This window comes from Actinoplanes sp. NPDC048796 (assembly GCF_040650035.1).
Lineage (GTDB): Bacteria > Actinomycetota > Actinomycetes > Mycobacteriales > Micromonosporaceae > Actinoplanes.
Genome location: NZ_JBEZGO010000001.1, coordinates 175,132 through 187,819 on the forward strand (window position 1 = coordinate 175,132; position 12,688 = coordinate 187,819).

13 protein-coding genes and 1 pseudogene are annotated in these 12,688 nt (G+C 70.6%); 5 read left to right on the forward strand and 9 right to left on the reverse strand.

Annotated elements, in window-relative coordinates; translation table 11 throughout:
• Window positions 1-86: 86 nt before the first annotated feature.
• A complete protein-coding gene (locus AB0C26_RS00835; protein ID WP_360239390.1) occupies window positions 87-1,106 on the forward strand; it encodes an AsnC family transcriptional regulator in 1,020 nt (339 codons plus the stop codon).
• Here the strand turns inward: AB0C26_RS00835 and AB0C26_RS00840 are convergent.
• The 5 genes from AB0C26_RS00840 to AB0C26_RS00860 form a co-directional block, all read right to left on the reverse strand.
• The gene (locus tag AB0C26_RS00840; protein WP_360239393.1) at window positions 1,097-2,209 is read right to left on the reverse strand and encodes a HAMP domain-containing sensor histidine kinase; all 1,113 of its coding nucleotides are present in this window, start codon (window positions 2,207-2,209) and stop codon (window positions 1,097-1,099) included. The two genes, AB0C26_RS00835 and AB0C26_RS00840, sit on opposite strands and share 10 nt — an antisense overlap.
• An 89-nt stretch (window positions 2,210-2,298) precedes the next feature.
• Window positions 2,299-3,732 carry an MFS transporter gene (locus AB0C26_RS00845; protein ID WP_360239396.1) on the reverse strand — a complete coding sequence of 478 codons (1,434 nt, stop codon included), beginning with the start codon at window positions 3,730-3,732 and terminating at the stop codon, window positions 2,299-2,301.
• Window positions 3,733-3,822: 90 nt separating this feature from the next.
• Window positions 3,823-4,593, reverse strand: coding sequence for a 2-phosphosulfolactate phosphatase (locus tag AB0C26_RS00850; RefSeq protein ID WP_360239399.1), 771 nt, complete (start codon window positions 4,591-4,593; stop codon window positions 3,823-3,825).
• A 4-nt stretch (window positions 4,594-4,597) separates the two neighbouring features.
• Window positions 4,598-5,776, reverse strand: coding sequence for an alanine racemase (locus AB0C26_RS00855; RefSeq protein ID WP_360239402.1), 1,179 nt, complete (start codon window positions 5,774-5,776; stop codon window positions 4,598-4,600).
• Window positions 5,763-6,179, reverse strand: a complete 417-nt coding sequence (locus AB0C26_RS00860; RefSeq protein WP_360239405.1) for a hemerythrin domain-containing protein — start codon at window positions 6,177-6,179, stop codon at window positions 5,763-5,765. The genes AB0C26_RS00855 and AB0C26_RS00860 overlap by 14 nt, the downstream gene beginning before the upstream one ends.
• 105 nt (window positions 6,180-6,284) lie before the next feature.
• Between AB0C26_RS00860 and AB0C26_RS00865 the strand changes: the two genes are divergently transcribed.
• From AB0C26_RS00865 to AB0C26_RS00875, 3 genes and pseudogenes are all read left to right on the forward strand, one after another.
• Entirely contained in the window at window positions 6,285-6,761 is a 477-nt protein-coding gene (locus AB0C26_RS00865) for a hypothetical protein (protein ID WP_360239407.1), read from the forward strand.
• Between the two features lie 292 nt (window positions 6,762-7,053).
• A pseudogene (locus AB0C26_RS00870) lies at window positions 7,054-7,593 on the forward strand (DUF4158 domain-containing protein); the annotation flags it as partial.
• Between the two features lie 12 nt (window positions 7,594-7,605).
• Window positions 7,606-7,842, forward strand: coding sequence for a Tn3 family transposase (locus AB0C26_RS00875; protein ID WP_360239410.1), 237 nt, complete (start codon window positions 7,606-7,608; stop codon window positions 7,840-7,842).
• 115 nt (window positions 7,843-7,957) lie between these two features.
• Here the strand turns inward: AB0C26_RS00875 and AB0C26_RS00880 are convergent, their stop codons facing one another.
• From AB0C26_RS00880 to AB0C26_RS00895, 4 genes are all read right to left on the reverse strand, one after another.
• The gene (locus AB0C26_RS00880) at window positions 7,958-8,878 is read right to left on the reverse strand and encodes an alpha/beta hydrolase (protein ID WP_360239413.1); all 921 of its coding nucleotides are present in this window, start codon (window positions 8,876-8,878) and stop codon (window positions 7,958-7,960) included.
• Between the two features lie 505 nt (window positions 8,879-9,383).
• Complete coding sequence (locus AB0C26_RS00885; RefSeq protein ID WP_360239416.1) at window positions 9,384-10,418, reverse strand: aldo/keto reductase; 1,035 nt, start codon at window positions 10,416-10,418, stop codon at window positions 9,384-9,386.
• A gap of 78 nt (window positions 10,419-10,496) precedes the next feature.
• Window positions 10,497-10,958, reverse strand: a complete 462-nt coding sequence (locus tag AB0C26_RS00890; protein WP_360239419.1) for a VOC family protein — start codon at window positions 10,956-10,958, stop codon at window positions 10,497-10,499.
• 130 nt (window positions 10,959-11,088) lie between these two features.
• Complete coding sequence (locus AB0C26_RS00895; protein ID WP_360239422.1) at window positions 11,089-11,502, reverse strand: DUF1761 domain-containing protein; 414 nt, start codon at window positions 11,500-11,502, stop codon at window positions 11,089-11,091.
• A 134-nt stretch (window positions 11,503-11,636) separates the two neighbouring features.
• Here AB0C26_RS00895 and AB0C26_RS00900 point away from each other — a divergent pair, with 134 nt between their 5' ends.
• Window positions 11,637-12,635 carry a YafY family protein gene (locus tag AB0C26_RS00900; protein WP_360239425.1) on the forward strand — a complete coding sequence of 333 codons (999 nt, stop codon included), beginning with the start codon at window positions 11,637-11,639 and terminating at the stop codon, window positions 12,633-12,635.
• Window positions 12,636-12,688 lie beyond the last annotated feature (53 nt).

The window sequence follows — 12,688 nt, forward strand, 5'->3', positions numbered from 1 at the left end:
CCGACCCTAGGCGCGGAGATCATCGGGACCCATCCCTCGACGTGGGGACTGACAGCCCACGTACCACCCCGCCATAGAATGACCTGGTGGCGACAGAGTCCCGCGGGCCGGACCACATCGACCGGCAGATCCTCCACGCGCTTCATCTCTCGCCTCGGGCGCCCTTCGCCCGGGTCGCCGCGGTGATCGGCGTGTCCGAGCAGACCGTCGCCCGGCGCTACCAGCGGATGCGCGGCACCGGCATCCTGCGGGTGCTGGCCCGCCCCGACCCGGTGAAGATGCCGGGCACGACGCACTGGACGCTGCGCATCGGCTGCCGGCCCGGCACCGCCCCGGCCCTGGCCGACGCCCTGGCCCGGCGCGGCGACACCGCCTGGATCAGCATCGGCGCGGGCGGCGCCGAGATCACCTGTTCGGCTGTCGTCGCGGCCGGCCAGGGCGGCCTGCTGCACCACCTGCCCCGGGCCTCCAACGTGCTCACCTTCAGCGCGCACCAGATCCTGCACCGCTTCGCCGGGCGGGGCGAGGTCGACTGGGTCGCCACCGGCCACGAGCTCGACGCCGGCCAGCAGGCCGCGCTGACCGAGGGCACGACGGTGGTGATGGGCCACGCGGCCGCCCTGGACTCGGACGCCCGCGTCGAGCCGGCCGACCAGCCGCTGCTCGACGCGCTGGCCCGCGACGGCCGCGCCAGCTGGGCGTCGCTGGCCGAGGCCACCGGCTGGACGCAGCGCCAGGTCGCGCAGCGGGTGGCCGCCCTGACCGGCAGCGGCGCGATCCTCTTCGACCTCGACGTGGCCGACGCCGCGATCGGCATCCTGGCCTCGGCCAACCTGTGGTTCACGATCGCCCCGGCCCATCTGGCCGAGGTCGGCGCCCGGCTGGCCGATCACCACCAGCTGTCGTTCGCCGCCGCCGTCACCGGCTCGGCCAACCTGATGGCCGCCGCCCGCTGCCGCGACGCCGCCGCCCTCTACCGCTATCTGACCACCGAGGTGGCCGCCATCGACGGCATCCACAGCGTGGAGACGGTCCCCCAGCTCACCCGGGTCAAGCAGGCCCACTTCCTGATCGAGAACGGCATGGTCCGCGACCCCTACGCCTGAACCGGCGCCCCGGGCGCGGGGAAGGTGACCACCATGGCGACGCCGGGCTCGCGGGCCTCGGCGACCACCCGGCCGTCGTGCGCCTCGGTGAGGCTGCGCACGATCCACAGGCCGAGCCCGATGCCGTCGGGGCCGCCGACGGCGAACCGGCCGAACAGGCGCGGCCGGAGCGCTTCCGGGATCCCGGCCCCGTGGTCACGGACCTCCAGCCGGTCGGTGCCGCCGTCGCGGGTGAGCGTGACGATCACCGGCGGCCGGCCGTACCGCAGGGCGTTGCCGACGAGGTTGACGACGATCTGCTCGAACCGCTGCGGGTCGACGTAGATCTCCAGGCCGTCGTCGATCCGGACGGTCACGTCCTTGCCGCTGGTGTAGGACACGGCCTCCCGCACGAGCGGCCCGGCCGGGGTCAGCTTCCGGTCCAGGCGCAGGTGCCCGGAGCTGTCGATGCGCTGCACGTCGAGCAGCCCGTCGGCCAGCCGCCGGATCCGGGTGGCCTGCCGGAGCCCGGCGCCGATCATCCCCGCGTCCGCCGGGGAGGCGTTCTCGCCGAGCTCCTCGAGCACGATCTGGAGCGTGGCCAGCGGCGACCGGACGTCGTGGGCCAGGGTGCTCATCATCGCCGACTGCCAGGTCTCGATGCGGGCCAGCCGTTCCCGGTCCTCGCGCAGGTGCCGGGCCTGCGCCTCGACCAGCAGGGCGATCGCCACGGCGACCGGGAGCAGGACCAGGGCGCTGCTGAGCACTTCCGGCGGCCGGTGGGTCACAATCAGCGGCAGCAGGTACGCCACCCCGGCCGGCACGGCGTACGCCAGCAGGATCCACCGGGGGAAGTGCAGCGCCGCCCAGGTGTAGAGCAGCACCAGGAACGGGCCGGTCCCGGCCGCGACCCCGCCGAACGACCAGGTGGACAGGCCGAGGACGGCGAACCCGGCCAGGCCGAGCAGGGCCGGCGACTCCGGCCGCACCCGTTCCCAGGGCAGCAGGAAGCCGGCCAGGCCGAGCGCGCAGTCCAGCGCCGCGACCAGCAGGAGCCGGGCCGGCGAGCCGCCCTGGCCGGCGATGCCGACCAGGGCCAGCGCGCCGGCCAGGAAGAAGAGCATCGCCGACTGCCGGGCCGCGGTGCGCGCCCCGGTTCCCAGGAGGTCAAAAGGGGCTTTTCGGGTGATGTCCTCCAGAATAGGCTGCTCCGCTATCCCGCGGTCGCGGGTTCGGGCTGCCGCGCCGGGGTGCGCTCCACCGGCCGTACGAGCAAGAAGACCGCAAGCGCACCGACCAGCCCGACCCCGGCCGAGAGCCAGAAGCCGGCGTCCAGACCGGCCGCGGCGGCCGCGGGCGAACCGCCACGACCCGACGCCAGCGCGTGCGCGGCCGCCGAGTCGCCCAGGTAGGACGTGGCCCGGGACAGGAAGACGGCGCCCACCGCGGCGACGCCGATCGCGTAGCCGAGCTGGCGGGCCGTGTTGAGCGCGCCGGCCGCCATGCCACCCCGGTGCGTGGGCACCGCGGCCATGCCCGACTCGGCCAGGTTGGGCATGACCAGGCCGACGCCGAGGCCGACCAGCGCGTACCCGGGCAGCAACGCCGGCCAGCTCGATCCCCGGTCGAGCAGGATCGCGCCCAGCGCGGCGCCGGCCGCGATCAGCAGCATGCCGGTGCCGATCAGCACACGCGGCGAACGCCCGTGCAGCTTGGCCCCGGCCACCCCGGAGACCACCAGCGAGAGCAGGCCCATCGGCAGGGCGGTGAGCCCGGCCTGCAACGGCGTCAGCCCGATCAGGGACTGAAGCCAGATCGAGGTGTACGTGAGGATCGCGAACCCGGCGAAGTTGACCAGAAGGGCGGCGATCAGGATGCCGGCGAACGAGCGGTTGCGCAGCAGCCGCAGGTCGAACATGGCGTGCGGGCTGCGCAGCTCGATCGCCACGAAGCCGGCCAGCGCGACCACGGCCACCGCGAACAGCCACCACGACCAGCCGTGCTCGTTGGCCCGGATCACGGTCAGGGTCAGCGCGGTCGCCGCGACCGTGAAGGCGGCGGTGCCGGCGAAGTCGAACCGGCCCCCACGGCCGGCGCCGTCCGGGCGGAGCACGAACTTGCACAGCAGCAGCGCGGCGACGCTGATCGGCAGGTTCACCAGGAAGATCCAGCGCCAGTTCAGCGCATCGGTGAGCAGGCCGCCGAGCACCGGGCCGATCGCCGCGGCGGCGCCCGAGACGCCACCCCAGACGCCGTACGCGACCCCGCGCTCCCGCCCCTGATACGAGCTGTTGAGCAGGGCGAACGTGGTGGTGAACATGGCGGCCGCGCCGGCGCCCTGCACCACCCGGGCCGCGATCAGCACGCCGTCGCCGGTGGCCAGGCCGCAGGCGAGCGAGGAGAGCGCGAACAGGGCGAGCCCGGCCGCGTAGAGCCGGCGGTGCCCGATCCGGTCGGCCAGGGCGCCGGCACCGAGCAGCAGCACGGCGAGCGCGAGGGCGTAGCCGTCGATCACCCACTGCAGGTTGCCGAACGTGGAGTGCAGGTCGTCCGCCATCCGCGGCAGCGCCACGTTCACGATGGTGACGTCGATGAGCAGCATGAAGGTGCCGAGGCAGACGGTCACCAGGGGCCACCACTTACGCATTACGGGGTTCCTTTCGTCACCCCAACGGTGGCTTCCCTCCCGACGATCTTCGCAACCAGAACCCTCCAGCTGCCGCTTTCCGCCATCTGCTCAGGCTGCCGCGTCGGATCCTCCGTCGACGAACCATCCGTCGCGCAAAACCGGCACGACCTTACTGGCCCCGACGGCGGCCGCCACCGTCACATCACCCTCGAAGCCGTTGTTGCGCAACTCCCGTCCGCTCACCGACTCGTGCAACTCCTCGGCCAGCCGGTCGGCCACCCCGCGATAGGCGGCCACGGCCGTGGCCGCCTCGGGCGACAGCCCCTCCTGCTTCAGGCCGTCGAGGAAGGCCCCCGCGCCCCACAGGTCCTCGACCGCCGGGCGCAGCGACCCGTCCGGCCACCGCTCCCCCGCCGCGACCACCGCCACCGGCCGGTCACCGCAGCGCTGCCGCACCCACTCGGCGGCCGCCGCCGCGTTCCGCAGGCAGACGCCGACCACCGTGGCGCCGGCGTCGGCCATCCGGGCCGAGATGGCCGACCCGTTCGGCGACGGCAGTACCAGGCGGTCGATCCGGGCCGCCTTCAGGTCGGTACGCAGGATGCTCTCCGGCGACAGCGTGATCTGCCCCGGGCCCGCCTGCGACCGGAACACGGCCAGCGCCGCCCCGTTGCGCCGGGCCACCGCCACCGCCGAGTCGTCCCGCCAGCGGTACGGCAGCACGCTGATCCCCTGCTCCACGGCCACGCTCAAGGTGGTCGTGAACGACAGCACGTCGACCACCGCCACGAACGCGACCTCGGGCGCCACGGCATCCGCGCCCACCGGCCCCCAATCGAACCGAACCCGGTAGCCGCCCTGCCCGTCCGAAGTCTTCATTCCGCTAAAAATAGGTCTCCAGGACGTCCACCACGCGTCGATCCTCGTCGATGACGGGAATGTGCCGCCATTTGTCGAAAGCCGTGCAGGGATGGGAAATCCCGAACCGGATGAGATCACCGGGCTGAAGGTCGTCGGCGGCCAGGTACGTGTGGTGGTCGTTGAGCTTGGTCACCTCGACGCCGGTGGTGGCGGCGTACGAGCCGTCCACCCGGCGGATCTCCATCGGCACCGGCAGCCCCTCGTCGAACGGCGCGTCCCGCTTGCCCATGCCGACCAGGGCCAGCCCCGGCTCGGGGGTGGAGGTGACCTGAGCCCAGATCTCCAGCGCGGCCGCGAGCGGCCCCTCGGCCGGCACCCGAAGGAACGGGGTGCGCTCACGGTAGAAGCCGTCGTCGTGGGTCACCGAGGCGCCGCTGCGCAGAACGAGACGGGCCTGCTTGATCGGGGCCAGCCGGTCGATCACCCGGTCGAACCAGGCACTGCCGCCGGCCGACACGATCGGCTCCGCCGGCAGAAGCCCCGCCTCCACCAGCCGGGCGACACCGGCGGCGAACAGGTCGAGGAAGTCGTCGACCTCCCGCTCGGTCGTCAATTGACCCTCGTACGCGGTCACGCCCACCAGCTCGACGTTCTCGCTGGACACGGCGGCGCGGGCCACAGCCTCCAGCTCGTCGAGCGTCCGCACCCCCGTACGGCCGTGGGAGTGCCCGAGCTCGACCAGAACCCGCACACTCCTGCCGGCCGCGGCGGCGACCCCCGCGACGGAGTCGACCTGGAAGTAGACGTCCGGTTCACCGTCCAGCCAGCGCAGAGCGACCGGGTCGAGCACCTGGTTGGCGATGAGGATGCGCCGCACACCGAGCCGGCGCAGAACCAGAGCCTGGTTGGCGGTGGCCACGGTCATGCCCCAGGCCCCGGCGTCGAGCTGGGCAGCGAGCAGCCCCGGCGCCATGGTCGTCTTGGCGTGCGGCGCGAAATCCCACCCGTGCCGCCGGCAGTAGGCGGCCATGGTCGCGATGTTCGCCTCGGCCGCGGCCCGCCGCAGCACCAGGACCGGCCAGGTGAGCAGCCCGTCGAACATGCCCGGGCTCTCCCGCGCGATGTCGGCCGCGGCGCGCTCGCCCTCCGGCAGCCAGAAACCCTTGCTGCGCCAGTCGACGGTGACCTCAGGAACCCGCATCGTCGATCACCCCGTCCAGTCGTGGGGTCGGCTCAAGCGCGTTCAGCACGGCGACCAGGCGCTTCTCCTCCCCGATGAAATGCGTTTCCAGTACGGCGGTGAGCCCGTCCAGCTCCTCGCGCGTCATGTCGTCCTTCACCATCCCCGCGATGATCGCGTGATCACGGGCGAGGCTGTCCAGAAATTCCCGCAACTCCGGATGCCGTCCAGCCAGAACCGGAAAGACGGTGGCGTCCTCGCCGGTGTGATGCCGGGTGAGAGCGGCGCAGAAGGCCACGCCGTCGCCGTCGCCCTCGCGTATCTCGTCGATCATCTCGAGGAGATGGTGATGGCAGGCGATCAACTGATTGCCGTACGCCCTCAATCGGTTGACGTTCGATTTGTCCACGGAGGCAAGTCCCATGGTCCGGCGCCTCCATGCCCTCGGCGGTCTCTTTGCCGGGCGCACCGCGACGCTGCCGGAAGCCTACCAACGATTCTTGTCGCACCCGTGTGGTGTGCTACCGGCATGGGTGTTCTGACCGACTACTTCCGCGCTCCTTCGGCCGCCGCCGTCCAGGAACAGCTGACGCTGAACGAAGGCGGCCCGCTGCTGACCAGCGACCCGTCCACCACCGTCTACGACGGCGTCGAGGCCAAATGGATCGACACGAGCGTCGTACTGGGCAAGCTCATCGGCTTCATCCGCGACGAGCCGTGGCATCCCCACATCGTCGACGACCACCTGATCTGGCCCGAGGGCGGCGAACAGGACACCTCCCACGAGGGCCCATGGGTCACCATCCTCGACAACGAGACCCGCGACACCTTGGCCGCGGTGCCCGCCGACCGCGTGCCGTCCCTGGCCGTTCAGTGGTCCGCCATCGAGGAGCTACAGCCCAACACCGACCCGCAGTACTTCGCCGAGCTCATCACCGAGCTGTCCGCCTTGGCCACCCGAGCCCAAGCCACCGGCGACTCCCTCTTCTGCTGGATGAGCCTGTAACCCCTCCTGCCCTTCCACTTCCTCCACGGCATCCCTCCCGTCCCCGCCTCCCCCGCCATGGCCCTCACCGTTTCTGCCTCTCCTCGCTCCCACCCCAACCGCCCGCCATCACCGAGACCTCCCGCTCCTCGCCGTCGACGTCGGCGCCGGCTGCCTCCCTGTCGTTTCGGGCTGTGCCGGTTGAGTTCCTCCCTGATGAGCAGGCGACCTCCTATGGCCGGTCTCCCGACAGGCTGACGCCGACACAGCTGGAGGGCTTGTTCTTCCTGGACGACTTCGACCGGGACTTGAGAACCGGATCGGGTTCGGATTGCAGGTGGCGACCGTGCGGGCGCCGGGTCTGTTCCTGGCCGATCCCCTGGATGTGCCGACCGAGGCGGTCGATGACGTCGCCGGGCAGGTCGGTGCGGCTGATCCGTCGAAGGTCAAGGAGTGTCTTTGGCGCCGGCCGACCCGGTTCGAGCATCAGCGTGAGATCGCCCGGGAGTACGGCTACAACGACTTCGCCGCGGCGGAACCGGATCCGATCCGCTGGATCGACGCCCGGGCGTGGACCGCGGGAGACGGCCCGAAGGCGATCTTCGACGCCGCGTTCACCGCGCTGTCCGGGGCGGCCACGCGCCGGGACGACCTGCACGTGACGGTCGCCGCGACCCTGACGGCGCACGCGCTCAACGCCGGCTTCGGGCCGGTGATCTCCGACGGGATCCCGGCGCTGACCCGGGGCCGGATCAGCCACGTCGACGCGACCTACCTGCGGCCGGAGACCTACGCCGCAGCCAACAGCGTGCTGATCGACGCCCAGGACGGCATCGGGCTGGCCCGGGCGTGAGGCGGTATCACCTTGTGGAACACCCTCTACCTGGACCTGGACCTGGACCTGGACCTGGCCGGGCTGCGCGGGCAGGGCTATCCGGTGCTGGACGCGGATGTCGCCCGGCTCTCGCCGTACGTGCGCCATCACATCCGCGTCCACGGCCACTACACGTTCACGCTGCCCGACCTGGGCGGACGTACCTACCGGCGGCTGCGTGACCCCGACAGTGGCGACGAGCAGCCCAGCCGCCGGCACCTCCGATAGTGATCAAGCCGGATGTTCTTCCCCTGGGGTGCATCCGGCCTTTTCGTGCTCGGAGCCCCGCACCGAGGGCCTCACACTCCTGCTGGGACCGTGAGTCGGTCTCAGGAATGCAAGCTCAGCCGTGCTCGGCGACCATCTTCTCGATCTGCTCGAGTACCAACTCCGGTTGATCTTGGGGGATCTCGTGGGAGCTACCGACCGCGGTCACCAGCGTGCGGTCCGGCGCGGCATTGACGAACGCGGCGGCCGCATCGCGCCAGTGCTGGGCGTCCTGCGGCGAGCCGTCGAAGGGCGTCTTCTCCGAAACGATCACGGTGGCCGGCACACTGCTGGGCCAGGACACCTTGTGGTAGGCGTGGTGCATCGGGCCGTAGTTCGCCGCGGTCGCGATCAGTTGGCGGGTCTGCTTCGTCGACGGCTGCTTCTTGAGCTCCTCGATCTGCGGGGTCGTGACGGCGATGATCCGCTCGACCTGTTCATCGGTGGAGAACTGCGGCAGGCTGGCGTCGACCAGGACAGCACCTGAGACGAGTTTGGGGTATTTGTTGACGAAGTAGGTGGCGACCTCGCCAGCCTGCGAGTGCGACACCAGAATGACGTTTCCGGTAACGCCAAGCTGATGAAGACCGGCTTGCAAGTCCGACACCGCGGCATGCACGTCCCAGGCCCCCTTGACTTCGTCGCTGGCGCCCAGGCCCGCCCGGTCGTAGGTGATGATCTCCGACCCAGTGGCCTTCGCCAACCGGGGGACGATGTCCTTCCACTGGGTGTGGTCCTCGCCGCCACCGGCGTCCAGCACAATTGCCGGCTGGTGCCCGGGGGTTACGTAGAACGCCAGCCTGTGGCTTTTGTTGGTGATCATGTGAGTCTCTGTGACCGGCGCGCTCGTGACCGGCGCGCTCGTCGCCGGGAGCGTTGCTGCGGCGGGGGCCGGCGCTGGGGTTTCACTGCAAGCGACGAGAGCCCCGACGGCCATCGCCGGGAGCACGACGGCGAGCACGGCTCGGCGCAGGGGGGCGGGGAAGTAGGAGTTCATGGGGGTTCCTTCAAGGATTGCGGGTTCGCGGTAGTGGAAGCTGACCGCGGCGGCCCACTGGGCGGGCAAGATCAATAGTTCGCGTCCGCCGCGTGAGGTTCGATCCTGCTGCCCTGCCGATCCGCCCTACGGGCACCGTCACCACCGCACGGGGGCTATCCCTACCCCGGCGGCTTTCTGCGATGTCTCGCGAAGTCGTCAGGTGATTCCGAGTAGTGCCAGGGATCATGTGCTGCCGGGGGCGTGATGGCGGTTGACGGCGGCAATGTTGGTGACGCCGGTGAGGCGCAGTGCGCCGGTGGCGGCCTTGCGGAGGGCGGCATGACTTGCGGTCCGTTGCCGGTACGGATTTGGGACCGGCCTTCGTGTAGGCGACATCGCGGACCCAGTGGATCTGGTCTTCGATGTGCCAGTGGCGGCGGATTCGGAAGGCTTGGGCGGCGGGTGGGAAGTCGATGCCGGTGGAGAGGGCGTTTCTGAGAACATGCGCCTGGCCGGCGAGCGTTCAGGCGGCGGCGCGGTCGCCGGTGCGGCGGCGGCGCAGGTCTGTGTGCGTGAGGGTGGGCGGTGTGTAGGCGATGTCGAGGGTTCCGGGGTTGGCCCCGGGCGCGACGATCTCGTCGATCCGGTCGAGGGTGTCGTCGTCAAGGGCGGTGCCGGCGCCGGCGAGCAGGTCGTCGAGGTGGGCCATGGTGCGAGGGCCGATGATCGCCGAGGTGACGGCGGGGTGGCTGACGACGAACGCCAGGGCCAGGTGGGTCAGCGATAGGCCGGCCTGCTCGGCGATCGGGACGAGTTGTTCGACGGCCGCGTGGTTGCGGGGGTCGGTCATGTGCTTCGGCACCCAGTGCATGCGCCGGGCGGAGGGCTGTTCGCCACCGAGGCGGAAGCGGCCGGTGAGCAGACCCGACGCGAGTGGGCTCCAGGTCAGTACGCCCATTCCGTAGCGTTCGCACACGGGGAGGACGTCGCGTTCGATGCCGCGGTTCAGGATCGAGTAGGTCGGTTGCTCGGTGCGGAACCGTGCCAGCCCGCGGCGTTCGGCGGTCCATTGGGCTTCCACGATGTCGGCGGCCGGCATGCTGGAGTGGCCGATCGCGCGGACCTTACCGGCCCGCATCAGGTCGGTCAGGGCGGCGAGGGTTTCCTCGATGTCGGTGCCGGGTTCGGGGTGGTGGACCTGGTAGAGGTCGATGTGGTCAACGCCGAGGCGCCGCAGGGAGTCCTCGATCGCGGTGACGATCCAGCGGCGGGAGTTGCCGCGCCGGTTCGGGTCGGTGCCCATGACGCCGTTGAACTTGGTGGCGAGCACGACGCCGTCGCGGCGGCCTTTCAAGGCTTTGCCGACGATGCGTTCGGTCTCGCCGTCGCCGCCGTAGACGTCGGCGGTGTCGATGAAGTTGATGCCGGCGTCCAGGGCCCGATGGATGATCCTGGCGCAGTCGTCGGGGTCGGGGTTGCCGAACGGGGCGAACATCATGGTGCCCAGGCAGTAGGGGCTGACCTGAATGCCGGTGCGGCCGAGGGAGCGCATGCGCATGTGCTGTTCCTATGCGGGACGGGGGCGGCCCGGGGCGGCCTGGCTCGGCGGCCCCGGACCGGAAACGGGTGTGGTGGGTCAGCCGGCGTAGGCCACGGCAACGTCGAGGATCCAGGTGACGCCGAACCGGTCGGTCAGCATCCCGAAGCCGGGCGCCCACTGCGAAGGGCCGAACTTCTCGATGATCTCGGCGCCTTCGGACAGCTTGTCCCACAGCGCGCTGACCTCGTCGGCGGTCTCACCGCGGACGGAGACGAAGAACCGTTCGCCGGTCAAGGTCATACCGTTCTCACGGGTGGTGATCGCGGCCGGCGCAGCGGCGGGGCTCTGGCTGGGCACGTCGTAGGCCATGACGCTGAACCCGTTGTCGGCCGTGACCTGGCCGAAGACGACCTTGTCGGCGTCCGGGAGTTCCTTGGGCATGCCGAAGTCGCCGTAGGCGACGACGGTGAGGTGTCCGCCGAAGACGGACTGGTAGAACTCCAGCGCCGCGCGGGCGTCGCCGCGGAAGTTCAGGTGCGTCGTGGTGGTGATGGCCATACGGGACTCCTCGGGTGGTTGTTCTCGGGCGGGATCAGCCCGATATGGGCTGGTTGGACCTCATGCGAGGGAACCAGAGCAAGCGGTGGTGGGCGGCTGGACCGGTGGATCCGACCGCTTCCGGCGCGTGTCAGATGGCCAGCAGGATGGTGCTGACGACGAGGCTGCCGACGATGTTGTAGCTGCCGGAGATCGCTGCGTAGAGCAGCGGTCGCGGGAAGTTGGGGTTGATGGCGATGGTGACGGTGTTCGCGGTGAGGTAGCCGAAGCCGACGATGAGGCCGAACAGCAGCGCGTCGCCGTAGGCGTCGATGTTCAGCGCGGCGAACAGGATTGCGCTGGTGAAGGTGATGATCAGGCTGGTGAGCGGTGGCCCGGCGAGAAACAGTGGCGTCGTCGGCGCTTTCGCGTTCGTGTCGCGGCCGAGCGAGCGGTTGTACGCCTTGGGGAACAGGACTGCGAACCAGAGGCCGCCGAGCAGGGTCAAGGCGATGAAGCCGACCAGAATCCCGAGCCAGTTGAGATCGCCCAGAACATCGAACATGTGTTGACTCCGTACATGAAAGGGGGATGAGCGGCTCTCGGCGTCGCCGAAGCACCGTGCTTGACCGGCTCGAGTTCAAGACTTGCAGGAGTAGGTGACAGGATGTGGCACCTACTGTGAGCAGAATCAGGTTCATGCCGAAAACTTCCGCGCGATTGCTGGCCCTGCTGTCGCTGTTGCAGACCCGCCGGGACTGGTCCGGCACAGTGCTGGCCGACCGCCTGGACGTCAGCTTGCGTACCGTGCGCCGCGACGTCGATCGGCTGCGCGAGCTCGGCTATCCCATCGCCGCGGTCAAAGGCCCCGACGGCGGCTACCGGCTCAGCGCGGGCACCGAGCTGCCCCCGCTGCTGTTCGACGACGACCAGGCCGTCGCTCTCACCGTCGCCCTGCAGATCGCCGCGACCACCCCGGACAGCGGCCTCGCCGAGGACGCCGAACGGGCGCTGAATACCATCCGTCAGGTGATGCCGTCTCGGCTACGGCACCGCCTCGGCGCCCTCGACGTCACCGCCGTCCAGCGGCCCACCACCCGCCCGGCCGAACCGGTCGACGGCAACGTGCTCCTGACCATCAGCGCCGCCGTGCGCGCCCGCGAGATCCTGCGCTTCGAGTACGGCGACGACGGCACCAAACAGCCGCGCCGCGCCGAACCACACCACGTGATCACCCGGGACGGACGGTGGTACCTCATCGCGTGGGACCTCGACCGCGACGACTGGCGCACCTTCCGCGTCGACCGGATCAGCCCGCGCACCCCCAACGGGCCACGCTTCACTCCCCGTGCGCTACCCGGCGCAGACGTCGCCGCGTACGTCACCGGCGTCTTCCGCGGATCCGGCGACGCCTCCGGCAACTGGCCGTGCCAGGGCACGGTGCTGCTCGACCTGCCAGCCGCCACCGTGGCGCTCTACACCCGTGACGGGCTCGTCGAACAGATCAGCCCCGGCCGGTGCCGGCTCACCCTCGGGTCCTGGTCCTGGACCAGCCTGGCCGCCGCGATCGCCCGCTACGACGCCGACATCGACGTCGTCGGCCCGGACGAACTGGCCGAGGCCTTTGCGCACCTCGCCCGCCGATTCACCCGAACCGCAGCAGGCCGCGCCTCCACACAGGCCCCCTCCCGGCGGTAGAGACCGGTGCGGGCGGTCATCAGACCAGGAAGGGCGGAGCGACGGGGCGTAGT

Bases quoted from the DNA above. Each gene is read 5' to 3' on its own strand.
- AB0C26_RS00890 (WP_360239419.1), bottom strand. From the start codon at position 10,958: ATGGCCATCACCACCACGACGCACCTGAACTTCCGCGGCGACGCCCGC.
- AB0C26_RS00860 (WP_360239405.1), bottom strand. From the start codon at position 6,179: ATGGGACTTGCCTCCGTGGACAAATCGAACGTCAACCGATTGAGGGCG.
- AB0C26_RS00885 (WP_360239416.1), bottom strand. From the start codon at position 10,418: ATGCGCATGCGCTCCCTCGGCCGCACCGGCATTCAGGTCAGCCCCTAC.
- AB0C26_RS00840 (WP_360239393.1), bottom strand. From the start codon at position 2,209: ATGCTCTTCTTCCTGGCCGGCGCGCTGGCCCTGGTCGGCATCGCCGGC.
- AB0C26_RS00865 (WP_360239407.1), top strand. From the start codon at position 6,285: ATGGGTGTTCTGACCGACTACTTCCGCGCTCCTTCGGCCGCCGCCGTC.
- AB0C26_RS00895 (WP_360239422.1), bottom strand. From the start codon at position 11,502: ATGTTCGATGTTCTGGGCGATCTCAACTGGCTCGGGATTCTGGTCGGC.
- AB0C26_RS00850 (WP_360239399.1), bottom strand. From the start codon at position 4,593: ATGAAGACTTCGGACGGGCAGGGCGGCTACCGGGTTCGGTTCGATTGG.
- AB0C26_RS00880 (WP_360239413.1), bottom strand. From the start codon at position 8,878: ATGAACTCCTACTTCCCCGCCCCCCTGCGCCGAGCCGTGCTCGCCGTC.
- AB0C26_RS00900 (WP_360239425.1), top strand. From the start codon at position 11,637: ATGCCGAAAACTTCCGCGCGATTGCTGGCCCTGCTGTCGCTGTTGCAG.
- AB0C26_RS00845 (WP_360239396.1), bottom strand. From the start codon at position 3,732: ATGCGTAAGTGGTGGCCCCTGGTGACCGTCTGCCTCGGCACCTTCATG.
- AB0C26_RS00855 (WP_360239402.1), bottom strand. From the start codon at position 5,776: ATGCGGGTTCCTGAGGTCACCGTCGACTGGCGCAGCAAGGGTTTCTGG.